Source organism: Achromobacter sp. D10 (assembly GCF_035282245.1).
GTDB classification, from domain to species: domain Bacteria; phylum Pseudomonadota; class Gammaproteobacteria; order Burkholderiales; family Burkholderiaceae_B; genus Achromobacter; species Achromobacter insolitus.
This window is the reverse complement of sequence record NZ_JAYJLE010000004.1, coordinates 278,956-302,348: the sequence shown is the minus strand read 5'-3', so window position 1 is coordinate 302,348 and position 23,393 is coordinate 278,956. Positions and strand designations below refer to the sequence as shown.

Annotated in this window: 23 protein-coding genes; 8 read left to right on the top strand and 15 right to left on the bottom strand. The window is 66.1% G+C overall.

All coding sequences use genetic code 11. The annotated features are described in order from the left end of the window. Window positions 1-59: 59 nt before the first annotated feature. The 3 genes from VCS63_RS13740 to VCS63_RS13730 form a co-directional block, all read right to left on the bottom strand. Complete coding sequence (locus VCS63_RS13740) at window positions 60-1,661, bottom strand: glycosyltransferase family 39 protein (protein ID WP_323880073.1); 1,602 nt, start codon at window positions 1,659-1,661, stop codon at window positions 60-62. Window positions 1,662-1,841: 180 nt separating this feature from the next. Continuing rightward, window positions 1,842-2,639 (bottom strand): ABC transporter permease, encoded by a 798-nt coding sequence (locus tag VCS63_RS13735; RefSeq protein WP_323880071.1) that lies wholly within the window; start codon window positions 2,637-2,639, stop codon window positions 1,842-1,844. Then, window positions 2,630-3,256, bottom strand: a complete 627-nt coding sequence (locus VCS63_RS13730) for an ABC transporter ATP-binding protein (RefSeq protein ID WP_175199019.1) — start codon at window positions 3,254-3,256, stop codon at window positions 2,630-2,632. Before VCS63_RS13730 ends, VCS63_RS13735 begins: the two co-directional genes overlap by 10 nt. Before the next feature lie 157 nt (window positions 3,257-3,413). On the opposite strand from VCS63_RS13730, the gene VCS63_RS13725 reads away from it, so the two are divergent. Together VCS63_RS13725 and VCS63_RS13720 are read left to right on the top strand one after the other, a co-directional pair. Beyond that, window positions 3,414-4,376, top strand: a complete 963-nt coding sequence (locus VCS63_RS13725; protein WP_042793516.1) for a helix-turn-helix transcriptional regulator — start codon at window positions 3,414-3,416, stop codon at window positions 4,374-4,376. A 160-nt stretch (window positions 4,377-4,536) separates the two neighbouring features. Continuing rightward, window positions 4,537-6,738 carry a TonB-dependent siderophore receptor gene (locus tag VCS63_RS13720; RefSeq protein ID WP_376785042.1) on the top strand — a complete coding sequence of 734 codons (2,202 nt, stop codon included), beginning with the start codon at window positions 4,537-4,539 and terminating at the stop codon, window positions 6,736-6,738. A gap of 388 nt (window positions 6,739-7,126) precedes the next feature. Here VCS63_RS13720 and VCS63_RS13715 read toward each other — a convergent pair whose 3' ends face one another. From VCS63_RS13715 to VCS63_RS13700, 4 genes are all read right to left on the bottom strand, one after another. Further along, window positions 7,127-7,879, bottom strand: a complete 753-nt coding sequence (locus VCS63_RS13715) for an amino acid ABC transporter ATP-binding protein (RefSeq protein ID WP_323880322.1) — start codon at window positions 7,877-7,879, stop codon at window positions 7,127-7,129. Window positions 7,880-7,901: 22 nt separating this feature from the next. Then, complete coding sequence (locus VCS63_RS13710; protein ID WP_042797018.1) at window positions 7,902-8,555, bottom strand: amino acid ABC transporter permease; 654 nt, start codon at window positions 8,553-8,555, stop codon at window positions 7,902-7,904. Between the two features lie 148 nt (window positions 8,556-8,703). Beyond that, entirely contained in the window at window positions 8,704-9,498 is a 795-nt protein-coding gene (locus VCS63_RS13705; RefSeq protein ID WP_063640684.1) for an amino acid ABC transporter substrate-binding protein, read from the bottom strand. Window positions 9,499-9,615: 117 nt separating this feature from the next. Next, a complete protein-coding gene (locus VCS63_RS13700; protein ID WP_323880069.1) occupies window positions 9,616-10,488 on the bottom strand; it encodes a LysR family transcriptional regulator in 873 nt (290 codons plus the stop codon). 185 nt (window positions 10,489-10,673) lie between these two features. On the opposite strand from VCS63_RS13700, the gene VCS63_RS13695 reads away from it, so the two are divergent. From VCS63_RS13695 to VCS63_RS13670, 6 genes are read left to right on the top strand one after another with little or no spacing between them, the layout of a single operon-like run. Continuing rightward, window positions 10,674-11,525: a transporter substrate-binding domain-containing protein gene (locus VCS63_RS13695; protein WP_063640910.1), complete on the top strand. Its 852-nt coding sequence runs from the start codon at window positions 10,674-10,676 to the stop codon at window positions 11,523-11,525. An 11-nt stretch (window positions 11,526-11,536) separates the two neighbouring features. After that, complete coding sequence (locus VCS63_RS13690) at window positions 11,537-12,217, top strand: amino acid ABC transporter permease (RefSeq protein WP_082884597.1); 681 nt, start codon at window positions 11,537-11,539, stop codon at window positions 12,215-12,217. Next, complete coding sequence (locus tag VCS63_RS13685) at window positions 12,207-12,869, top strand: amino acid ABC transporter permease (RefSeq protein ID WP_042793515.1); 663 nt, start codon at window positions 12,207-12,209, stop codon at window positions 12,867-12,869. The genes VCS63_RS13690 and VCS63_RS13685 overlap by 11 nt, the downstream gene beginning before the upstream one ends. A gap of 27 nt (window positions 12,870-12,896) precedes the next feature. After that, window positions 12,897-13,856 (top strand): agmatinase, encoded by a 960-nt coding sequence (locus VCS63_RS13680; protein WP_112965530.1) that lies wholly within the window; start codon window positions 12,897-12,899, stop codon window positions 13,854-13,856. Beyond that, complete coding sequence (locus VCS63_RS13675; RefSeq protein ID WP_416379190.1) at window positions 13,853-14,596, top strand: amino acid ABC transporter ATP-binding protein; 744 nt, start codon at window positions 13,853-13,855, stop codon at window positions 14,594-14,596. Before VCS63_RS13680 ends, VCS63_RS13675 begins: the two co-directional genes overlap by 4 nt. Before the next feature lie 47 nt (window positions 14,597-14,643). Then, the gene (locus VCS63_RS13670; RefSeq protein WP_323880067.1) at window positions 14,644-15,054 is read left to right on the top strand and encodes a RidA family protein; all 411 of its coding nucleotides are present in this window, start codon (window positions 14,644-14,646) and stop codon (window positions 15,052-15,054) included. Between the two features lie 21 nt (window positions 15,055-15,075). Here VCS63_RS13670 and VCS63_RS13665 read toward each other — a convergent pair whose 3' ends face one another. The 8 genes from VCS63_RS13665 to VCS63_RS13630 form a co-directional block, all read right to left on the bottom strand. Continuing rightward, window positions 15,076-16,062: a Bug family tripartite tricarboxylate transporter substrate binding protein gene (locus tag VCS63_RS13665; protein WP_042793513.1), complete on the bottom strand. Its 987-nt coding sequence runs from the start codon at window positions 16,060-16,062 to the stop codon at window positions 15,076-15,078. Window positions 16,063-16,169: 107 nt separating this feature from the next. After that, window positions 16,170-17,765, bottom strand: coding sequence for a sulfatase-like hydrolase/transferase (locus tag VCS63_RS13660; RefSeq protein WP_323880065.1), 1,596 nt, complete (start codon window positions 17,763-17,765; stop codon window positions 16,170-16,172). Next, entirely contained in the window at window positions 17,762-19,456 is a 1,695-nt protein-coding gene (locus tag VCS63_RS13655; RefSeq protein WP_323880064.1) for a bifunctional 3-(3-hydroxy-phenyl)propionate/3-hydroxycinnamic acid hydroxylase, read from the bottom strand. The genes VCS63_RS13660 and VCS63_RS13655 overlap by 4 nt, the downstream gene beginning before the upstream one ends. Window positions 19,457-19,501: 45 nt before the next feature. After that, complete coding sequence (locus VCS63_RS13650; protein WP_323880063.1) at window positions 19,502-20,344, bottom strand: alpha/beta hydrolase; 843 nt, start codon at window positions 20,342-20,344, stop codon at window positions 19,502-19,504. Between the two features lie 11 nt (window positions 20,345-20,355). Next, window positions 20,356-20,958 carry an amino acid synthesis family protein gene (locus tag VCS63_RS13645; RefSeq protein ID WP_323880062.1) on the bottom strand — a complete coding sequence of 201 codons (603 nt, stop codon included), beginning with the start codon at window positions 20,956-20,958 and terminating at the stop codon, window positions 20,356-20,358. A gap of 49 nt (window positions 20,959-21,007) precedes the next feature. Continuing rightward, a complete protein-coding gene (locus VCS63_RS13640; protein WP_042793508.1) occupies window positions 21,008-21,493 on the bottom strand; it encodes a VOC family protein in 486 nt (161 codons plus the stop codon). 19 nt (window positions 21,494-21,512) lie between these two features. Further along, on the bottom strand, window positions 21,513-22,556 hold the full coding sequence (locus VCS63_RS13635; protein WP_323880060.1) for a WD40/YVTN/BNR-like repeat-containing protein: 1,044 nt from the start codon (window positions 22,554-22,556) through the stop codon (window positions 21,513-21,515). Between the two features lie 31 nt (window positions 22,557-22,587). Then, a complete protein-coding gene (locus tag VCS63_RS13630) occupies window positions 22,588-23,382 on the bottom strand; it encodes an SDR family NAD(P)-dependent oxidoreductase (RefSeq protein ID WP_149064600.1) in 795 nt (264 codons plus the stop codon). Window positions 23,383-23,393 lie beyond the last annotated feature (11 nt).

The window sequence follows — 23,393 nt, the reverse complement described above, 5'->3', positions numbered from 1 at the left end:
CGCATCACGGCTACGAAAAGGCCGGCAACCCTCGGGCTGCCGGCCTTTTTTTCATGAGCTCAACGCGGCGACGGGGCGGATGCTGCGGGGCCTCCCTCCCCGCACATGCGCTGGCGCAACGCCGGATCGATATCGATGCGCCATATTGTCCGTTTCTCGCCTGCAATCCTTGGCGCCATGCCCGCAAGAACGGGGTAACGCGTGGCGTCATCCTTCTGGCCCCATATCCAGAATCGCGCTCCGTCCTGGGCCTGGCAGAGGCGAACGCGCAGGTCCTGCTCACCGATCAGCACGCGCTTGCCGGTCGCAGGATCGAACTTCGCCGCGTCGTACAGCTCCTTGCGCCAGTTGTCCCGCGTGGGTATTTCGGGATTCTGCCAATCATCGACGATCCAGGCGGGCTCTTGCGCGCCGGTATAGAACCCCAGGTCGAAGGGCAGACTGTGCAGCGCGATATGAATGTCCCGCGGCCGCATCTCCGCGCGCAGCTCAGCCGTTGCCGGCCCCGCGCTGCCGCGGGGATTGATTGCCGCCACGATGATCGCCCCCACGCAGATGACGGCGGCCACCCCAACGGCGATGCCGGCGCCGCGGCGCTTGCCCGCGGCCCATGCAGGCGCGACCCGTTCGCTGATCAGGAACGCCAAGGGCGGGAACACCGGCAACACATAGCCGATGAGCTTGGAATGCGGAATAGAAAAGAACACCACCACGACCGCAATCCAGATGACCGCAAGCCGACGCAGCCCCTGCGGGTCGGACTCGCGCCACCACGCTGGCTTGAACAGCGACACCGCCCAGATCGACCAAGGCAGCGCCAAGCCCGCCACAATGGGCAAGTAGAACCAGAAAGGCTGCGCGTTGTTGAAGCCCCCCTGCGAAAAGCGCTCGAATTGCTGATAGACGAAGAAATACTGGTTGAAGCCGGGATAGCGCAGCTCCATCAGCCAGAACCAGGGCACGGCCACTACGGCGAAGACCAGCAAGGCTGGCAGCCACAGCAAGGCGCGCACGCCGGGCCAATCGCGCCGCAGCAGCAGCCAGGCCAGCACAATGGCGCCCGGCAGCGCCAGGCCGATCAGCCCCTTGGCCAGCACCGCCAGCGCCGCGAGTACGCCGGTCGCCACCGACATGGCGCGGAACGGACGCCCCTCGGCGCGCCGCAAGGCAGTGTCGGCCGCGGCCAGCACGCACAACGTAATCATGCTGGCCACCAGCATGTCCATGTTGGCGAACTGGGCGGCGCCGAAAAAGAGCGGCATCAGCCCCAGTATCGCCACCGCCCAGCGTGCCTGCGCGGTACTGCGATAACGCGACACAAATGCGTATAGACCGGCGCCCGCGCTCCACGCGCCCAGCAGCGACGGCAGGCGCGCGCTGAATTCGTGCACACCGAACAAGGCGTAGCTGATCTGGGCCAGCCAGTAGTACAGCGGCGGCTTGTGGAAATACGGCATGCCATCCAGCAACGGCACCATGGGCGAGCCGCTACGCAGCATCTCCCAGGCTACCCCTGCGTAGCGCCCCTCGTCGGGCAGGGTCAGCCAGCGCGCCCAGGCCAGCGCCCCCAGCCACAGTGCCAGGCCTCCCAACACCAGCCAGCCGGGCCAGGCCGCGCGCCGGGCCGCCGGCGCCATGGATGCGGTCATGGGAACGCTCATGCCCGATCCTCCCGCGGCGCGAGGCGGCGCTGGACGCTGGCCACAGGGTGGGCGGGCACTGCAAAACTGAACACGGGCGACATGGGAATCCGGAAATAGCTCGGGAAAATGCAAATTTCCGGGCAGTATCGCCAGGCGCGCGTCAAGCTTTCATGAAATTTCCGCAAAAAACCGCGGCCGCTACGCCGGATGCAGACGGTCCAACCTGAGCCGCCCGCGCTCGTCCGTCAGCCGGCGCATCGCGCCGTAGGCCGCGGCCATGGCCGCCATGCCGCTGGCGCCGCACAGCAGGAACATCAGCAGGATCTGGTACTTCGCGGCGTCTATCGGATCCATGCCGGCAATGATCTGTCCGGTCATGATGCCGGGTAGCGTGATGATGCCGGCGGCCGACATCTGGTTGATGCTGGGAACGATCCCTCGCCGCACGGACTCTTTCAGCAGGGAGGAAAACGCCTCGCGCACGGTCGCGCCCAGCGCCAGCCGCGCCTCGATCGCCAGCTTCTCGCGCCGGGCGCCGGACAGCACCCCGTCCAGCGCCAGACTGGCGGCGTTGAGCACGCTGCCCAGCACGATGCCGATAAGCGCAATGGTGTAGCGGGGGTCGTACCAGGGATCGGGACGCAGCGCGGTACTCAGAATGAACAGCACGGTGATGACCGTGGTGCCGGCCACCGCGATGGCGCCGACCCAGCCATTGCCATGCTGCGTCAACCTGGCCTTGGGACGCGCCGCCACTTCCCTGGCCGCCAGCGCCATCATCACCGCCACCACCAGCGCAGTCAGCCAGGGGGCGGCGTGCGCGAACACGATGCGCAGGATGTGGCCCACCAGTAGCAGTTGCACCACGGTGCGCACCGCCGCCCACAGCACCTGGCGCTGCAAGTTCAGGCGCAAGGCAAAGGAAATGCCCGCGCTGAGCAGCACCAGCAGCGAAGCGATGGCCAGATCGGAGGCCTGCAGCTTGATCACGTCCATAACGGCTCCAGCCTGCCCTGCTCCATGCGCCAGGAACGGCGCGCCAGGCGCTCAGCCTGGGCCGGGCTATGGGTCACCATCAGCACCGCCGCGCCGCTGTCCAGATAGCGCCGCACCTCGGCTTCGACCTTGTCGGTGGCGGCCTGGTCCAGCGCGGCCGTCGGTTCGTCCAGCAGCAGCACGCGCGGCGCCAACGCCAGCGCGCGCGCAAGACCCAGGCGCTGGCGCTCTCCGGTGGACAGTTCATTCACCAGCGCGTCCAGCTTATCGACGGACAGCCCCAGCCGTTGCATGATGGCCGCCGCCTTGGCGCGGTCCGCGAAATGCGGCGCCACCGCGTCCTCCCACCAGCCCGCCTCGGCCTGGCAATAGATGACCTTGCGGCGCCACGCATAACCTCGCATGCCGGAACGCGGCCGCCCGTCCAACAAAGCCTCGCCATGCCCTGGGTCCAGATCCGCGACCTGCCGCAGGAACAGGGATTTGCCGGATCCGGATGGCCCCATGATGGCGGCGCACTCGCCGGGGGCTAGGTCCAAGCTGGCAGGCGCCAGCCGTTCGCTGTAGATACCGCGCAGCCGGAGCAACGGGTGCGCGTCGGTAGTGATGTTCGGCATGGGTACAGATCTTAGACCGGCATTTGCCGCCATGAACGTTCACAATGACCGCGCCGACGCATTAAATAAATGCGAATATGTTCTATTCTCATCTAAAATGTGACTCCTCCCCGCACCCAGACCTTCGGGGATTCAACCCGCAGCGCGAGCCACGCCCTTGAATTCATCCTTCCCTGCCGTACGGTTCACGATCGCCGATTTCAACCGCCTGGGCAGTTCCAACGGTTTCCACTACCGTCTGCCGGGGTTCGATGCGGCGGGCGTCGACCCCGAAGCCTTCTGCATCGCCGAAGGCCGCGTCGAGGAGCATGCGATCCGCGCGGGCCAAACGCTGGTCTTGTCCGACGTGCTGGTGCATCACCACTACGAATCGACCTCCATCATGACGCCCCGCTTCTCGGCCATCGTCATGCTGCAAGGACAGGCCAGGGCGCGCGTTGGGCGCCACGACGACCTCCGACTCGTCGCCCAGGGCGGCGTCAGCGCCGCATATGGCGATACGGTGGCCATGAACGGCAGTCATCATGCCGGGCAGCGGCTGCGCAGCGTCAACCTGTCATTGCGCGAACCAGATGACGCGGACGACGATCCGATCAGCGACCAGATCCGCAAGGCCCTGCGCACCCCCGCCTTCCGGCTGCGGCCATGGCAGGTGCAGGCGCACCTGGCGCAGGCGCTTGAGCACTTGCTGGAATGCCGCTGGGACGATCCGCTGCGCGCCATGTTGCGCGAGGCCGTGGGCGCGCAACTGCTCGCGCATGCATTGGCTGCGATGGACCAGCGAACGCCCGAAATCGGCGCGGTATCGCCGCGCGACCGCCGCTTGCTGGAGCGCGTGCGCGAACGGCTGCACAGCGCGCCGGGCGAGGAACACACGCTGGACGAATTGGCAAAACTCGCCTGCATGAGTCCCAGCACCCTGCGCGCCAAGTTCCGCGCCGCCTATCAGTGCTCCGTATTTTCCTGGCTGCGCGAACGCCGCCTGGAGGTCGCCCGCGAGCAATTGGCGCGGGGCTGCAGCGTGCAGCAGGTGGCCCATTGCGCGGGTTACCGGCACGCCACCAACTTTGCCACGGCGTTCCGCGAGCGCTATGGCGTCGCTCCCAGCGACCTGGGCTGAGCAGCGTTGCGCCGCGCGCACGCGCCGGCGGCATTCAGCATACGCATCGCATCCTCCCGCATACGTTCAAGCCTTCAGCAAAAACAATAATTCTCATTGCTAGATCTTTCAGCTGGAGCTCGTCGTCATGCCCTTTGTGCCTCCCCCGCCACGCGCGCTCATGCGCCGGGCGAATATGCTTGCCCTGGCCCTCCAGGCCTCCCTGCTGTCCTCGGCGCTGACATACCACACCGCCGGCAGCGCACAGTCCGCAGCTTCGGCCGCCCAGACCGCGTCCGCCCAGCCAGAGGCCGCCGAACTCCCAGCCGTCACGGTCAGGGGCGCCGGCCTACCTGGCACCACCGAAGGCACCCACGCCTACAACACCGAGGCCATGAGCACCGCAACCGGCCTGACGCTGTCACCGCGGGAAACGCCGCAATCGGTCAGCGTGGTGACGCGGCAGCAGATCGAAGACCAGGGCTTGCAGGACACCGGTTCCATCCTGGGCAGCGCCCCCGGCATTTCCGTCACGCGCAGCGACAGCAATCGCCTGTCCTTCTCCTCGCGCGGTTTCGCGATCGACAATTTCCAGTTCGACGGCCTGAATGCGCCCATCCTCAGCCAATGGAACTACGGTTCCACCGACATCGATGCCGCCATCTACGACCGCGTGGAAATCGTGCGCGGCGCCACCGGCCTGATGACCGGCTCGGGCAACCCCTCCGCCGCAGTCAACTTCGTCCGCAAGAAGCCCCTGCGCGAATTCACGCTGGCGGGCAGCGCTAGCGCCGGCAGTTGGGACTACGTGCGCGGCGACGCCGACCTCTCTGTGCCGTTGACGGAAAATGGACGCATCCGCTCGCGCTTCGTTGCCGCCTACAGCCAGGGCGACAGCTACGTTACGTTCCTGGATTCGCGCAAACGCACGCTATACGGCGTCATCAGCGCCGATCTCACGCCCGACACGCAGCTCACCGTCGGCATGGAGTACATGCGCAACCAGAGCAACGGCTTCGGCAGCGGCTTCCCGTTGTTCTATTCGGATGGCTCGCGCACCGACTTCAACCGGTCGGTGGCCAACAACACGCGCTGGGCGCGCATCGATACCGAATCGACCACCACCTTCGTGGACCTGAGCCACCGCTTCGCCAATGACTGGACGGCGCGCGCCGCCTATAGCCACAACGACGGCGAGTACCGCATGAAGCAGCTTTACCGCGGCGGCTATCCGGACCGGACCACGGGCACGGGCATGAGCAGCAGCTTCAACAACTATGACGGAGAGCGCTCGCGCGACGATATCAACCTGACACTGTCGGGCCCGTTCCAGCTGTTCGGCCGCAAGCACGAACTCGCCCTGGGCTGGATGAGCGTGGACGACCACAGCGACATCGGCCAATACCTCATGACCGGCGCCAAGCCCGCCATCGGCAGCTTCTTCGACTGGCGCCAGGACCATATCGCCGAACCGAGCTGGTCCAGTCGCAAGACGCCAGCGGACGACATGCGGGTCAAGCAGACCGGAACCTACGCCGTGGGTCGATTTTCGCTGGCCGATCCGCTGCATCTGATCGTGGGCGGACGCTGGAGCAATTGGGAGACGAACCAGACCTACTTCGGCACCAAGCGCCAGTACAAGATCAACGACCAGTTCACGCCGTACGCAGGCCTGATCTACGACATCGACAAGACGTACACCGCCTACGCCAGCTATACCGAGATTTTCCAGCCGCAGAATGCGCGTTCGCCCAGCGGTTCCATTCTGCCGCCCATCGACGGCAAGAGTTACGAGATCGGCCTGAAGGCTTCCTACCTAGACGGTCTGCTGGACGCGGCCGTGTCGCTGTACCAGACGCGTCAGAACAACCTGGCCCAGGCCATTCCCGGCGTATCGGTGATAGGCATGCCTGGCACGCAGGCCTATCGCGCGGCATCTGGCGCCAAGGTCGAAGGCATCGAACTGGAAACCACCGGGCAGATCATGCCCAACTGGAACATCGCGGCCAGCTACACGCACTTCACCGCCAAGGACGCCGACGGCAAGGCCATCAACACCAGCCATCCGCGCAGCCTCTTCAAACTCTATAGCACCTATCGCCTGCCCGGTAACCTGAACCGCCTGACGGTAGGCGGCGGCATGGACTGGCAGAGCCGCATGTACCAGTCCGCCCCCAGCCCGCGCGGCAACGTGGAGGTCCAGCAAGGGAGCTACATGCTCGTGAACCTGATGGCGCGGTACGAGTTCAGCAAGCAAGTCTCGGCCACGCTCAACGTGAACAACCTGTTCGACAAGAAGTACTACGACCAGATCGGCTTTTTCAGCCAGGGTTGGTGGGGGGCGCCGCGCAACGTTATGCTGACGCTCCGGGCGCAGTACTGATCGGGGAATCCGCCGGCACGCCGCCCTGCCTGCCGGCCGCAGCATCCGACGTCGAATTGTGGATCGGCGGCAGCATAACCGACTACGGACCAGAGGGCTTTACCTCCACCGCCAGGTACTACGCGAAGAAAGAGTCCTTGTTGATTGCCATCTCCATACCCAAGGCAATGGCAGCGGCCTCTCCGCAGGAGCGTCCGGACCAGGTCGTGCAGGGCTGGCTGGCTGAGGGCTTCAGTGCCGTCAAGCTCCCCCGCGGCGCCCAGAAGCTGCCTCTTCCGCTTATTGCGGAGACGGTCCGCTCTTCCTTGGGCATCGTCCCGTAGTGACCGGAACGGCCGTGAAATGAAAAAGCCCGCCTGAGCGGGCTGTTCCCTGCAAGGCCGGCGCCTCAGAGCATGTGCGCCAGGAACTCGCGGCTGCGAGCCTCGCGCGGCGCGCGGAAGAAGTCGGCCGAGGGCGCTTCCTCGATGATGCGGCCCTCGTCCATGAAAATGACCCGGTGCGCGACTTCGCGCGCGAAGCCCATTTCATGGGTGACGACCAACATGGTCATGCGCTCGTCGGCCAACTGCTTCATGGTGCGCAGGACTTCGCCCGTCAGTTCGGGGTCCAGCGCCGAGGTAGGCTCGTCGAACAACATGATGTCGGGCTCCATGGCCAGCGCGCGGGCGATCGCCACCCGCTGCTTCTGCCCGCCGGACAGGCGCGTCGGATAGTTGTCGCGCTTGTTCAGCAAGCCGACCTTGCGCAGCAGTTCCTCCGCCTCGGGAATGATCTGGGCGCGCGTCATGCCCTTCACGGTGACCGGCGCTTCGATGATGTTCTGCAGCACGGTCATGTGCGGGAACAGGTTGAACGACTGGAACACCATGCCCATTTTGCGGCAAATGCGGCGCACGTCCGCGTCGCTGGCGTACTGGCTGCGCCCGCCGGCCACGGCCCGGGCCATGGCTTCGCCTTCGATCTCGATGCTGCCTTCGTCTATGGTTTCCAGGTGGTTCAGGCAACGCAGGAAGGTGCTCTTGCCGGAACCGGACGGTCCGATCACGGCGACCACTTCGCCTTGGCCCAGGGTAAGAGAAACCCGGTCCAGCACGCGGTTGGAGCCGAACGACTTGATGATGTCGCGCGCCTCGATCATGACGGGGCGCGTGGACGGGGAATTACTGGTCATATTTGGCATAGCGCTTTTCCATATGCTGGAAGAACCACGTCAGGACCAGCGTCATGATGAGATAGAAGGCGGCGGCGACCAGGAACGGCGTGGTGGTGAAATCACGCTGCACGATGCCGCGCGCCGTGCGCAGGATGTCGTTGAGCGCCAGCACGTAAATGAGCGACGTATCCTTGACCAGGGTGATGGTCTCGTTGCTCATGGGCGGCAGTACCCGCTGCACCATCTGCGGCAGCACGATGCGGCGCAGGGTCTGCAGATAGGTCATGCCCAAGACCTTGCTGCCTTCGTATTGGCCACGGTCCACCGACTGGATGCCCGCGCGGAAGATCTCGGCGAAATAGGCGGCATAGTTCAGCGCGAAAGCCACTACGGCTGCCGGGAAATCCGGCAGGCGCACGCCGATGACGGGCACGAACGGCAGCGCAAAGTAGATGAACAGCATCTGCAGCATCAACGGCGTGCCGCGCATGAGCCAGATGTAGCCGTTGACCAGATTGCTTGCCAGCCGCCATTTCGAGATCCGTACCAGCGCCAGCACCAGCCCCAGCGGGACCGCCAGCGCCAACGTGATGAAAAACAGCGTCAAGGTGACTTTTGCGCCTTGCGCCAAGGGTCCCAATAGGGAGAGTACGTAGTCCATGCGGTGGGTTCGCGCCGTCAGGGCCTGCAAGAGGCGCCAAGGCAAGATCGATTCATGAGTAAGCCCGCCTGGCGCGTCGGCGCCTCGGCGGGCTGCGGAATACAGGGCCGGGCGCCCGGGCCGGCCGGCCGCGGGCGCCGCTGCCCCCTTACTTGATGATGTTGGCGCCGAACCACTGGGTGGCGATGCGGCCGGCGGTGCCGTCCTGCTTCATCGAATCCAGGGTCTTGTCCAGCTTGCCCAGCAGTTCGGTGTCGTCCTTGCGCACGCCGACGCCGTAGTCTTCCGTGCCGAAGTTCTCGTCCAGCACGCGGTATTCACCGGCGCGCTTGCTGATCAGGTAACGGCCCACCACTTCGTCCACGACGATGGCGTCCAGGCGGCCGGCGGCCAGGTCCATCAGCGCGGTGACGTTGTCCCCGAACTTCTTGACTTCCTTGATCTGGGCCGCGACCGGATCCTTGGCAATGGCGTCGGTGGCGCTGCTGCCGTCCTGGGCGCCCACGACCTTGCCGGCCAGATCCGCCTTGGCCTTCACGGGCGATTCCGTGCCCACGATGATGATCTGGTGGTTGGCCATGTAGGGCGCGGTGAAGCTGATGTTCTTCTTGCGCTCTTCGGTGATGGTCAGGCCGTTCCACAGCACGTCGACGCGCTTGCCGTTGAGCTCGGCTTCCTTGGCGCTCCAGTCGATGGGCTTGAATTCCACTTCCAGGCCCAGGCGCTTGCTGGCTTCCTTGGCCATATCGATGTCAAAACCGACGATCTGGTTGTTCGCGTCGCGGAAACCCATGGGCGGGAAGTTGTCGTCCAGGCCGACCACGACCTTCTTGGCGGCGGCAGGCGCCTGCGCGCCGGCGGCGGCGGGCGCATTGTCGCTGGGGCCGCAGGCGGTCAGCAGCGCGGTTGCGGAAGCGAGGAGTACAGCTGTCAGTTTTTTCATCGTTATGGATGCGCCGGGCGCAAGAATAAAGAATGCCGGAATGGCCAGTCAAAAAGCCGCGAGCCGGTATTTTAGCGCCCCTGCCGGCACGGGGCATGGGCTGGGGGCCGCGCCCCGCTATTGCGCCGGGTGGAAACGCTCCAGCAGGCGCAGGAACAGTTCCACGGCGCGCGATCCCGGGCGCGACGCCTCGGTAATCGCGCAAATGGTGTTTTCGTAGATGGGCCCGCCCGGCAGACGCGTCAGGGCATGGCGGCGCGAGACGGAATCGGCATAGTGCGCAGGCAGCAAACCCACGCAATGGCCGGACGAGACCAGCATGGCGATGGCCTCCAGCCCGGTGGCCTCCGGCCCGCGCGCGAATCCATAGGCGCCCAGCGCGTCGTGCACGAAGGGGTGCGACCGGTATATCAAGGGCAGGTCCCGGGCCTGGCGCACGCTGCCGCGCGCCACGAAGATCTCGTGCCGTTCGATGAAAAGCCGCTGGTAGTTGAAACCGCTTTCGCGCCGGTACATGCCCCGGATGGCGACCTGCACCCGGCGCTCGCGCAGCGCCTGGTCCAGCTCGTTGAAGGTCATGACGGTCAGTTCCACCTTCACGTCGGGCGCCTCTGCCCGCATGGCCGCCAGCGCCTCGGGGATATGGCAGTCGGCGTCCGTGATGACGTGCTCGACCATGCCGATGGACAAGGTGCCTGACAGCCCCCCCCGGATCGCGTCAATCTCGGGGCGGATCCGCTCCAGCGATTTCAACGCGTCGCGCGCCAGTTCAAGCGCCACCTTGCCCGCCTGGGTAAGTTCGAAGCCCGAGGGGCCGCGGTCGCAGAGCCGCACCCCCAGGGTTTCCTCGACCTCGCGCACATGCCGGCTGATGGACGCCTTGGACATATGCAGCTGTTTTTCCGCGGCAGCGAAGCCGTTGGCCTGGGCCACGGCGCAGAAGATGCGCAGGGAACGCAGATCGCGCTCGGTGAACGCTGGACGGGACACAGTGCTCGCTCTTGAAAGGTATCGTTTTTTGAAACCATACCACTAAAAAAATCATTTTTCACAACCCAACCCGACGGATACAGTGGGTCCAGCACTGGCGCCAAGGGGCGTAGACCCCGGCCGCTCCGTCAGCGCAGACCTGCCGGCCCAGTGCGGGAACCATGACGATATACAAGGGAAAAATCATGCAGAACCTGTCCAGAAGGCGTTTTGTCGCGACCACGCTCGCAGCCGGAGCCGCGTTGGCCCTGCCCTCGCTGTCATTCGCCGAAGGCGGATCGCTGGCCGACATCAAGAAGCGCGGCAAGCTGACCGTAGGCACCGAGGCCGCCTACGAACCGTTCGAGTTCGTCGAGAACGGCAAGGTCGTGGGTTATGGCCACGATGTGCTCCAACTCATGGCGGCCAAGCTCGGCGTCGAGCTGGAACAGATGAACCTGCCATTCCAGGGCCTGTTGCCCGGGCTGATGTCACGCAAGTTCGACTTCGTCGCCACCAGCGTGGGCATTACCCCCGAACGCGCCCGGCGCTTCGCCTTCACGCAGCCCGTGGGCGTGGTCCGTTCGGTGCTGATGGTGCGGGTGGACGATGCCTCCATCAAGCAGGACATGGACATCGCCGGCAAGATCATCGGCACGCAGATGGGATCGTCCTCCCAGCCGGTGGCCGAAGAGTTCGAAAAGCGCTTGAAAGAGAAGAACGGCAAGGGCTACGCCGACACCAAGCTGTTCCAGGCGTATCCCGACGTCTCCAACGCGCTGGCCAACAAGACCGTGGACGTAGCGCTGATGCCTTCGAACATTGCGGCCGTCCAGATGCGCAAGCAGCCGGGCGCTTTCCGCATCGCCGGGGAAATCGGCCAGGCCAAGCTGCTGGCCTGGGTGGCCAATCCCAAGGACCTGGAGATCCGCCAATTCATCAATGACACCTTTGACGAACTGCGCGCCAGCAATCAATTGCTGGAACTGCAGAAGAAGTGGTTCGGCGCCCCCATGGATACGCCGCGCACAAACTACCTGCCTGACGGCGCCATCTAGGCGGACCTCCCATGCTGGAATGGTTGAATCAGAACGGCGCCCTCGCGCCGTTCCTGCACGGTGTCGTCTCGGGCACGGCGATCACCCTGGCGGCGTCGGTGGCGGCATTCGCCATCGGGATCGGCCTGGGTGTCGCGCTGCTGCTGGCGCGCCTGTCTCCCTACGCGGCATTGCGGGGGCTGGTCATGCTCTGGGTCAGCGCCATACGCGGCACGCCCGCGCTCATCCATATGCTGATCGCCTATTACGTGGTGCCGCCCTTGCTGGGTATCTCCGTGTCGCCGCTTGCGGCCGGGATCGGGGCGCTGGCCTGTAACACCAGCGCCTACATCGTGGAGATCCTGCGAGGGGCGCTGGGCACGCTGTCGCCCGGCCAGGTGGCGGCCGCCCGCGCCCTGGGCATGCGCAGCCGGCAGATCTGGCGGCACGTGCTGCTGCCGCAGGTGTTCTACCGCGCCATCCCGCCGCTGACGAGCGAACTCACCATTTTGCTCAAGGCATCGTCCCTGATGTCCATCATCGCGGTTCCGGAACTGGCCACCGTCGCGCGCAACGCCACCCTGCAAAGCGATCTGCCGCTGCAAGTGTTCACGGTCACCGCCGCCGTGTACTTCATCATTCTTTTCTGCCTGTCGGCCGCCTCGCGCCTGTGCGAGCGCCGCGTGTCGAGGATGCTGCCCAATGCCCATTGATTTCTCTCTCGTCGGGCAGTCCTTGCCGGTCCTGCTCAAGGGCTTGCGGATCACGGCCCTGGTCAGCCTCATCGGCATTCCCCTGGGCATCCTGATCGGCACGATCGCGGCGTATGCAGCGCAATCCCGCACGCTGCTGCGGCCCGTGGCGCTGGCCTACGTGGAACTGGTGCGCAACATTCCGTACCTGATCCTCGTCTACCTGTCGTTCTTCGGGCTGCCCAAACTGGGGGTTCCGGCCACCGCCATGTCGGTCGCCATCGGTTGCACCGCCTTCTACACAGGCGGCTATTTCTGCGAAGTGCTGCGCGCCGCGCTCAAGAGCGTGCCACGGGGCCAAAGCAGCGCGGCCCTGTCCCTGGGCATGACCTATTGGCAGACGCAGCGCCACATCGTCGTGCCCCAACTGTTCGGCTTCCTCATCCCGCCCACCACCAGCCTGGTCATCATGATGTTCAAGGACTCGGCGATTTTCTCGGTGATGAGCCTGCCGGAAATGACTTACCAGAGCAACCTGCTCACGGCCAACACCTTCGCCTACCTCGAAGTGCTCGGCACTACCGCCCTGCTCTACTGGGTGTGCAGCGTGCTGATGGCCGGCGCGGGCCGCCGCCTGGAAACCCTGGTCCGCCGCAAGGCGCGCCAGGCCTGACCCTCCCTCCACCAAGGAAACGAGAACATGAGCACCTATACGGTCCCTCCCCGCACCGGCCATCCGACCCTGCTGTACTCCACGCTGGCGCTGGACCTGGACAACCTGCAGGCGGATATCGCCGTCCTGGGCATGCCCTATGGATCACCCTATTCCGCCGCGGATTTCAGCAATGACCAGACCAATGCGCCCACGGCCATCCGCCAGGCGACCGATCGCGTGGTGCGCCGCCCGGGCCATTACGACTTCGACATCGACGGGCCGCTGCTGCAAGGCCGCGAAGACATCCGCTTCGTGGATTGCGGCGACATCATTCCCGACCTGGCCCGGCCCCGAGGCGAACACTACGAACGCGCCGAAGCCGCGGTGCGCCGCATCGCCGCCGCCGGCGCGGTCCCCATCGTGCTGGGCGGAGATCACGGCATCACCACGCCCATCCTGCGCGGCCTGGACCAGAAAGGCCCCATCACGCTGGTCCACATAGACGCCCACCTGGACTGGCGCGACGACGTCAATGGCGTGCGCGACGGGCTGTCCAGCCCCATCCGGCGCGCCTCGGAAATGCCGCACGTGGACCGCATCATCCAGATCGGCCTGCGCGCCCAGGGCAGCGGCCGCCCGGAAGAACTTGATGCGGCCCGCGCCTATGGCGCCGAACTGGTCACCGCCTACGAACTGCATGACATCGGCATGGATGCCGTGCTGGCGCGCATTCCGGATGGCGGCAACTACTACCTGACCATCGACGCCGACGGCATGGATCCCGCCACCATGCCGGCTGTCGCCGGCCCCGCCCCCGGGGGCGTCACCTTCGTGCAGGCACGCAAGCTGATCCACGGCCTGGTACGCAAGGGGCGCGTGGTGGGCATGGACATCGTCGAAATCCAGCCCGAGAAAGATCTGAACCAGATTTCCTGCATCACGGCGGGCCGGCTGATCCTGAACCTGATCGGCGCGTCCATCCGCGCGGGGCACTACGACAAATGAACGCGCCCGCCCCCATCATCGAAATCCGCGGCGTGGACAAGTTCTACGGCAGCCACCACGTGCTCAAGCAATGCTCGACGCGCGTGAACCGTGGCGAGATCGTCGTGGTCTGCGGGCCGTCCGGCTCAGGCAAATCCACCCTTATCAAGACCGTCAACGCGCTGGAACCCATCCAGGCAGGCGATATCCTGATCGATGGCGCCTCGGTGACCGGGGCCACGGACCTGCCCAAGCTGCGGACCAAGGTCGGCATGGTGTTCCAGCATTTCGAGCTGTTTCCGCACCTGGACATCATGCGCAACCTGACCCTGGCGCAGCAGATCGTGCTGGGCCGGGACATCGGCTCCGCCCGCGCCAAGGCCGGCGCATTGCTCGAACGCGTCGGGCTTTCCGCCCATGCGGGCAGGCATCCCGGGCAGCTGTCGGGTGGCCAGCAACAGCGTGTGGCGATCGCGCGCGCGCTGTCGATGGATCCGATGGCCATGCTGTTCGACGAACCGACGTCCGCGCTGGACCCCGAGATGGTTAATGAGGTGCTGGACGTGATGGTGGAGCTGGCCGAGGAAGGCATGACGATGATGGTCGTCACGCACGAGATGGGCTTCGCGCGCCGCGTGGCCAATCGCGTGGTCTTCATGGAAGACGGCGCCATCATCGAGGACAGTCCGACGGACCGCTTCTTCCGCGACGCGGCCAGCCCGCAGGCGCGCCGCTTTCTTTCCAAGATTCTTCCTCACTGAACGGCTCGATAGCCGGCAGACCCATCCGCCACGACCAGGACCCGAACATGGCACACACCCGCATCCGCAAATTCAATACCCGCGACACCTACCCCGAACAACGGCTGGACAACGACCTGTGCCAGGCCGTGATCGCCGGCAACACCGTTTTCCTGCGTGGCCAGATCGGCCAGGACCTGGACACCCGGGAATCGGTCGGCGTGGGCGATGTCGCCGCCCAGGCCGAAAAAGCCATGGCCAACGTCGCCATGCTGCTGCAGGAATGCGGCAGCGAGCTCTCGCACATCTGCAAGCTCACCGTGTACCTCGTCGACGTGCGCTATCGCGAAGATGTCTACAAGGTGGTGGGCCGGTGGCTCAAGGGCGTGTTTCCAGTGTCCACCGGCATTATCGTGTCGGCGCTGGCCCGGCCGGAATGGCTGGTGGAAATCGACGTGACCGCCGTCATTCCGGACTGAGGGCCGCGCCCGCAAGCCGCGTCAATCCGGCTTGATGCCAGCGGATTTGATCAGGCTTTCGTAGCGGCCTGCCTCCTCTTTCATGGCGGCCAGGGTCGCTTCGGGGCTGGATCCGCGCACTAGCAGGCCGCGAGCCTCGTAAGCCTTGCGGAACGACGGGTCGGCGGTGACCGCCGTCACCGCCCGGTTGATCTGCGCCACCAGGGCGTCCGGTGTCTTGCCCGGGGCAAACAGGGTAAAGACCGTGGACGGTATGCTGCCTGCCTTGCCGCCGGCCTCCTGCAAGGTGGGCACATCGGGCATCATGGCGGCCCGCTGCGCCGCCCCTGCCACCAGCACCCGGATCTTGCCCGCCTTGTATTGCTCCGACACGGCCAGGCCGCCCGCCATCACGCTGTCCACATCGCCGGCCATGGTCGCGGTCATGGCCGGCGCCACGCCCTTGAACGGGACATAGGTGAATTGCACGCCCTCGGCGCTGGCCAGCATGGCCATGCCCAGGTGATTCACGTGCCCCTGGCCGCCGGTGCCCACATTGATGCGTTGCGGATTGGCGCGGGCGTAGTCGATGAATTCCCTGTACGTCTTGGCCGGGAAGGCATTGCTGACCGCGACATAGAGCTGGACCTGCCCCAGGTCGGTGACGGGCTTGAAATCCTCCTGCCACCGATATGGCACCTTGGCGTACAGGAAGGGATTGGTTTCCAGCGCCAGGCGGTCCACCATCAGCAAGGTATTGCCGTCGCCAGCTGCCTTTGCCACGTAGTCGCTGCCGATGATGGCGTTGGCGCCGGGGCGGTTCTCGACCACCACGGTCTTGCCGCTTTCCTTGAACAGGCGGTTGCCCAGATCGCGCGCCAGCACGTCGGGCTCGGTCCCTGGCGGATACGGGACCACGATTTTCACCGTGTCCGACGGCCAGGCCTGGGCCGCAGCCTGCCCGGCCGGCAGCAGCGCGAGCGCGGCCCACAATACAGGTTGAAAACAACAACGGTACGGCGATCCCATGGTACTTCCCCTTGTATGTGTCGTTCCGGTCAGGTCCGGCGACTGATTTGCCGTCTGGAGTCGGAAGACCCCGCACGGCTGGAAATCCAGATCAGGACCAGCGCGCTTCACCAGCGGCCGATCAGAATGCCCATCATCCGTTCGTGTGCATGGGTGCGCTCGCGCACCTGCGCGTCGGTTTCGCTGGCGCGACGCTTCAAACCCTGGTGCCAGTCCAGCAAGGCGGACCGCATGCGATCGAGCACGGGCGCCATGCCCGGATCGGCGCCCAGGTCGCGCAGCTCGCCCGGATCGTCGCGCAAGTCGAATAGCTGGCCCCGGTAGCCTTGCCAGTGCAGGTACTTGTAGCGCTCGTCGCGCAGCATCAGGCCCGTGCATTCGCGCACGCCGCGCCCCAGGAAGAGGCGCGCTTCGCGGTAGGCGTAGTCCAGGCTGCCCACCACATATTCGCGCGCGGGTGGCCCGGTGTCCGACGCGCCGCGGATCCCGGGCAGCAACGAGCGGCCCTCGATACGGTGCGTCTCGGCCGGCAGCTCCAGCGCCTCCAGCACCGTGGGAACGATATCGATGCACTCCACGAAGGCGTCGCTGCGGGTACCACGGGTCGCGTCGGCGGAGGACGCAGGGTCGTAGACCAGGCAGGGCACGCGCATGGCGCTGTCGTAGAAATACTCCTTCTCGCCCAGCCAGTGGTCGCCGAGGTGATCGCCATGGTCGGAGGTGAACAGGATCAAGGTGTCCTTGAGCCGGCCGCTACGCTCCAGGAAATCCAGCAGCCGGCCGACCTGGTCGTCGATCTGCCTGACCAGTCCCATGTAGACCGGACGGATGCCGCGCCAGACCTCATCGCGCGCGAAAGAGACCGACTCCTCCAGCCGCTGGTAGGCCGCGTGCACCGGATGCGGATGGTCCCGCTCCGCCTGTGTACGCACCACCGGCACGCAGTCCTCGGGCCCGAACATCGCGTGGTAGGGAGCCGGCGCCTTGTAGGGCCAATGCGGCTTGATATAGGACAGATGCAGCGCCCAGGGCTTTTCGCCCTGCCCCCGCATGAAATCCAGGGCGCGGTCCGTGAGGTAGGTCGTTTCCGAATCGGCGGCATCCACCCGGGCGGGCAGCGGCGCGTTGCGCATCAACCAGCCGCTGGCGATGCTGCCGTCGGCCGCCTGGCTGCCCACCACATAGTCTTCCCACGGCCGTTCGCTGTCGTAGCCGCGTTCGCGCAGGTAGCGTCGGTACGGGCTGTCCTTGGACAGCTCGAAATGGCCGTCGTAGCGCTCGATGGGCACGAATCCGCCCTGCAGGAAACGTTGCTCGTCTTCGGGGGCATAGCCTTTTGCACGCAAGCCGTCACGGTCCGGCACGAAGTGCGTCTTGCCCAGCAAGTGCAGCGGCAACCCGGCCTGGGCCAGGTATTCGCCGAGGCACCATTCGTCCACCGGATGCGGCACCCGGTTCCACGTCACGCGGTGCGACAAGGGATAGCGTCCGGTGTAATAGGACGCGCGCGACGGGCCGCAAACCGCGGAAGTGACGTAGGCCCGGTCGTACTGCACCCCCATGCGCGCCAACCGGTCGATATTGGGCGTGCGCAAAGCGCCCGCGCCGCCATAGCAGGACAGATGGTCCGCGCGCAGCTGATCGCACATGATGAACAACACATTGCGCACCTGGGGGCTTGCGCTGTGGGCGGCCGCGTTCATGGCTGCGCCCCGTTCAGAAAGGCGCCTGCCGTATGCACCGCGTCTGCAAGGTGCGCCACCGGCTGGCTCGCGCCTGGCGTCGCGCCCGGCACGAAACGGGCGGCAAAGCGGCCCAGGGCATCTGCGGCGTCTTCGCGCCGGCCCAACGCGGTGACATAGCGGTCCGGCCGCACCAGGACCCAGTCGGCGCGGGTACGCTGGAACCAGAAGTGCAAGGCGTTTTCAGTGTCTTGCAGCACAGGCAAAGCGCCTGCCTGCAGATCCTCGGGAGGACAGCCGCTACGCGAGCGCTGCACGGCGACGTAGCGGCAGCCCAGCTTGTCCAGCTGCGCCCGCAAGGCCGGCGGCAGCCCGGCGCGCGGATCCCGGCGCCAGCCGATCAGGGCAAAGCCCGCGCCCAACGCCTCGTCCATGCGCAGGGTGGCGCCGTTTTCGCATTCGACCAGCGGCTGGATGAACATGCGGCCGATGCACTCGCGCTGGACCTTCTCCGCGCTGTCCCCCACCACCCCGCTGCTGTAGCGCGGCATGGGCTTGAACTTCATCTGCAACACGTAGTCCCGGATCTTCGGAATATTCCGGATGGACAGGAAAAACGTGTCGCGCAACGCTGCCAGGATGGGGTTGGTCTGCGACAGCATGGCGCCGAACATGTCGGCCAGCGAGATCATGGCCCGCGCGTGGCGGTGACGTTCGTCGTGATAGCTCTGCAAGGCCGCCGGAGCCAGCCGGCCTTGCACGATCCAGGCCACCTTCCAGGCCAGGTTGAAGGCATCGCGCAGGCCGGCGTTCAGGCCCTGTCCGATCCAGGGCGGGGTCAGGTGCGCGGCGTCTCCCGCCAGGCAGACACGGCCCGATACGAAAGTACGCGCAACCCGTGAATTGTGGGTATAGACGCGGGCGCGGATGACATTGAGCCGGGCCGGATCGGCCACGTGGTGGCGCAGCAGTTCCTGCACTTTTTCCGGACGCAGCATCTGCTCGCCGTCCTCGCCCGGAAACAACATGAATTCCCAGCGTCGCAGGCCGTACGGCAGGCGCAGGCAGACGTAGGGCCGGCGCGGCTCGCAGTGCAGCGCGGTGTAAGGCGCGTCCAGCGGATCCTGGTCGCATTCGATGACTACCCATTTGCGTGGATGGGTATTGCCGTCGAACGGCAGCTGCAGCAGCCGCTCGCGCACGGTGCTGCGCCCGCCGTCGGCGGCCAGCAGATACTGGGCGCGGATCTCGCGCTCCGCCCCGCCGGCCTCGCGGACCCGCGCCGTGACGCCGCGCTCGTCCTGGTCCAGCGCCAGCAGTTCGGTGCCCAGTTCCAATGCCACATGGGGAAAGCGCTGCAAGCCGGCGCGCAGCGTGCGCTCGCCCAAGGGCTGGGAAAACAGATTGCGGCGATACCAGCCGAATTCGCGCGTGGCGGGCAGAATCTCGGCATAGCAGCGCTTGGTCCGCGTGTACATGCGCATGGGCACGTTCTGGATCATGTCGCGCAGCATGTCGTCGGCCAGGCCTGCGCTCTGGAAGGTGCGCATGGCCTCATCGTCCAGGCCCACCGCGCGCGGATAATCCAGCACGTCCTGGTTGCGCTCCAGCACCAGCGTATTCACGCCATAGTTGCCCAGCAGATTGGCCAGCGTCACGCCGACCGGTCCGGCGCCCACCACGAGCACCGGCACTTCTACGATATGCGCCATCTCGGCTCTCCCTTGGATTCTTGTTGTCGTTCCGCGGATTGCGCCTCAGGCGCCCCGCAGAAAGCCGCCGACGGCCTGTGCAAAAACGGCCGGGCAGTCGTCGTGGATGTAGTGGCCCGCGCCCTCGATCTCGATCCATTCCACGTTGGGGTTGCGCGCCGCCATCTCGCGGGCGGTCTGCGCCTGCAAGTAATCGGAACGCCCGCCGCGCACGACCAGGGTCGGACAGGCCAAGGCCGCGACCTGCGGCCACAGGTCCACCACGCGCGCCGGGTCCGGGTTGAGGCGAGTGGCGGCGATGCCCGCATGGTCATGGCGCCAGGTCCAGCCGCCCGCCCCATCCTCTTTCAGCATGTGGCGCAACCTTTCCTCGCGGGCGGCTTCGGTAACGCTGGGCCGCAAGGCGCGCAGGTACGCGCGCGCCGCGGTCAGGTCGGTAAAGGACTGCGGCGTCTCCCGCAATTCGCGCTGGATGCGCGCAGCACCCGCGCTGCCCTCGAAGGCCGCGGGCCCGGCGTCCTCCACGATCAGGCGCCGCACGCGCGCCGGATATCTGGCGGCAAAGACGATGGCCGCGATGCCTCCCATCGAATGGCCGAGCAAATCGAAGCTGTCCACGCGCAGCGCGTCGGCCACGCCGGCCAGGTCGTCGACATAGGCGTCGGTGTAGTAATTGCGCCCTGGATCCCAGCTGCTGGCGCCACGGCCACGCTGGTCATAGGCCAGGACGCGGAAGTCCGGCTGCAACGCCTGCGCGACGCCAGCGAAGGTCTCGGCGTAGCCACGGATGCCGTGCAGCATGAACAGCGGGCGCCCCTCCCCGGGGCCCCATTCGGTCAGGCGCAGGCTCATGCCATTGACGGCGATGTCGGTGTCGCGGCGTTGCATGGCGGCTTCCTTCAGCAGAGTCCGTCTTTGCCGGCGATCTCGCTGGCTTTCAGGCCGCCCAGGCGCGCATGCAGACGGCCGCGGGTAGCGAAGGCAAAGGCAATCAGCACCTCGTCGCGATTGGGCGCGTCGCCGAACAGCGCTGTCACGCTGTCGTAATGCGAACGGACGTAGAGCGCGTCCTTGTGCGCGAGCGGAATGTCTATCGCGGTGCCGGGACCGCCGCGCTTGCCGGTCGAAGGCACCCAGGCCTTGCCGCCGCCCAGCGCCGCGCGCACCGGTTCGGCGAACACGGTGGTCAGCAGCGCGTTGCCGTGTTCGTACTCGCCGTCCGTGCCGACCAAGCAGGCTTTACCGTAGCTTTCCAGCGGGCGGCCTCCCGCTGCCTTGATGATGCGGCGCCCGAACTCCTCACCCAGCATGGCCGAAGGCTCGATGTAGGCCGACAGGTCGCGCTCGAAGCGACCCGCGTAGGGGTTGTGCAGGGCCGCCGCGATGACGATCCTGCGCAGCGGCTCGCCGTCAGCCGGCTCGCCGGTTTCCGTGGCCAGGGTGTCGTCGATCTGCAAATACCATTTGCGGATGCGGTAGGGGCCAAAGTTGGTGTTGCTCATGAATGCTCCAGTCAATGGGAAATCAGGAATCGGTTGGCGCCCGGAGGGCTCAAAGCGGGTCCAGCGTCATGGGCACGCTGGGCGCGTTGTGGTCGTGCAGGACCCGCTTGCCCTCTTCGTCGCCGTGCACGGTTTCGCAGAAGAACTCGAAGCGGTGGCCGTCGGGGTCCGTGAAGTACAGGCCGTAGCCCACTTTGTGGTCGGTGATCTTCACCACGTCCACTCCCTTGGCCAGCAACATGCCGTAGAGGCGGCGCAGCTCATCCACGTCGCCCTCGATCTCCAGGCCGTAGTGCTGCATGTTGATAGGGCCGCGGGCCGGTTCCCCGTCCGCCGCGCGGATCAGGGCGATGTCGTGGTGCTTGCGTCCGAAGGACAGGAACACCCACTGCTCGCCGCGCGCGGTTTCCTGCATGCCCAGCACGGATTCGTACCAGGGCGCCGAAGCGTAAGGGTCCCGCACGAACAGGGCCAGATGGGTGCGGGCGATGCGCGGGCGGCGGTCGGCCGGCGCGGGCGTGGTGATCGTGGACATGGCGGTCTCGGAGTGCGTATCAGTTGATGGACTGGGGATGCGCGGTCACGGGCGCGGCGTATGGCGTCCAGGCCACCGCGGTGATTTCACTGAAATCGCGCCACTCCTTGAACCAGCTGCGTCCGCCGTCCGTGGAGCGGAACAGATGACCGTACTTGGTGCCGGCGAAGGCCAGCCGTGGGTCCGCCGCGTGCACGCCGAAGGCCCAGAACGTGGAGTTCGGCGCGGTATGCAGTAACGCAGGCTGCCAACTGCGGCCCCGGTCGGACGATCGGTAGATCTTGCTGCGCGTGCCCGGCGTGCCGTCGCCTATGGCCAGCAGCACGGTGTCGGGATCGTCTGGCAATGCCTGCACCGAGCGGGTGTAGTACATGCCGTCGAAACGCGATTTGGACGCCACGCCGTCCCAGCGCCGGCCGCCGTCTTCGCTGAGGTAGACGGAGTTCACGGTCAGCACCATGGCGGTCTTGGGTGCTGCGGCCGTGGCCGGCAGCACCGCGACGCAGTGGATGTCGGGGTTGGAGATAGCCGCGGCGTTGCCCTCCTCGTCCTCGCGCGTCCAGGTGTCGCCGCCATCGCGGCTGCGCCACAGCCCGCCTTCCTCGACGCCGAACCAGACCTCGCGGCTGTCATCCGGGTCCACGCAGGCGGACAGGATGCGCGGGCGGTTCACGCCGCGGCAAAACTCCGGCAATTCGGGCGACAGCCGCTCCCAGCTCGCGCCGCCATCCACCGACCGGAACATGGCCGCGCGCGACGGCGCGCCGGTGCCCGCGTACAGGCGCCGTGGATCCTTGGCGTCGATGGCGATCGCCCAGACGGTCATGCCGTTCATCGGGCTGTCCACCCGCGAGAAGTGCGCGCCGCCGTCGGTGCTGATGCACATGCCGGCGTCGGCCCCGGCGAACACGCGGCGCGGGTCTGCCGGGTCCACGGCCAGGCTGCGGACCGTGCCGTCGAACTCGATGGCTTCCTTGAGCCCCAGGCGGTGCCAGGTGGCGCCATCGTCGACGCTGCGCAGAATTCCTTGGCCGGCCGTACCGACCAGTATCGTGCCTTGCATATCCAGACTCCCCGAAAAGAGGGTTAGCGTTTCAAAGAAAGATGCCGCGCGTGATGCCCCCGTCCACCCCCAGCGACTCGCCGGTAATGGCGCCTGCCCGCGGCGACGCCAGGAAGAGCACCGCATCGGCGATCTCCGCCGGCTGCAGCACCCTGCGTATGGGTGTGGCCTTGGCATAGTTGGCCTCCACCTGGGCGGCGCTCAGCCCCTGCCTGGCGGCTTCCTTTTCGTAAAGTTCATGGATGTGGGGCGTTTCGACCACGCCCGGATGGATCACGTTGACCGTAATGCCGTGCGGACCGAGCTGGTCCGACAGCGTCTTCGTCATATGGCAAATGGCCACGTTGCGCATGCCCGACAGCTGTTTGCTGCCGCGTCCGGTCAGGCCGCCAATGTTGACGATGCGCCCGAAGCCGCCACGGCGCATGTGCGGCGCAGCGGCTTTGGCGCAGCGCATGTAGCCCACCACCTTGATATTGATGTCCTCCAGCAGGCCCTCGGGATCCGCCTCGTCGATCTCGCTGCGCACCAGCCCGCCGGGGTGGGCCGCGCCATTGACCAGGATGTCGACGCGGCCAAAATGCTCCGCCACGCGTTGCATCATCGCGTTGACCTGCTTCGTGTCCGACACGTCGGCCGCCACGCCCAATACCTCCACGCCCGTGGCCCGGGTGATTTCAGCCGCCACTTCGTCCAGCTGCGCCTGGCGACGCGCCACGATCGCCACCCGCACGCCTTCGGCCGCCAGGGCCTCCGTAACCGCGCGTCCGATGCCCAGGCTGCCGCCGGTGACCACAGCCACTTTCCCCTTGAGTTGCAAGTCCATTCTGTAATGCT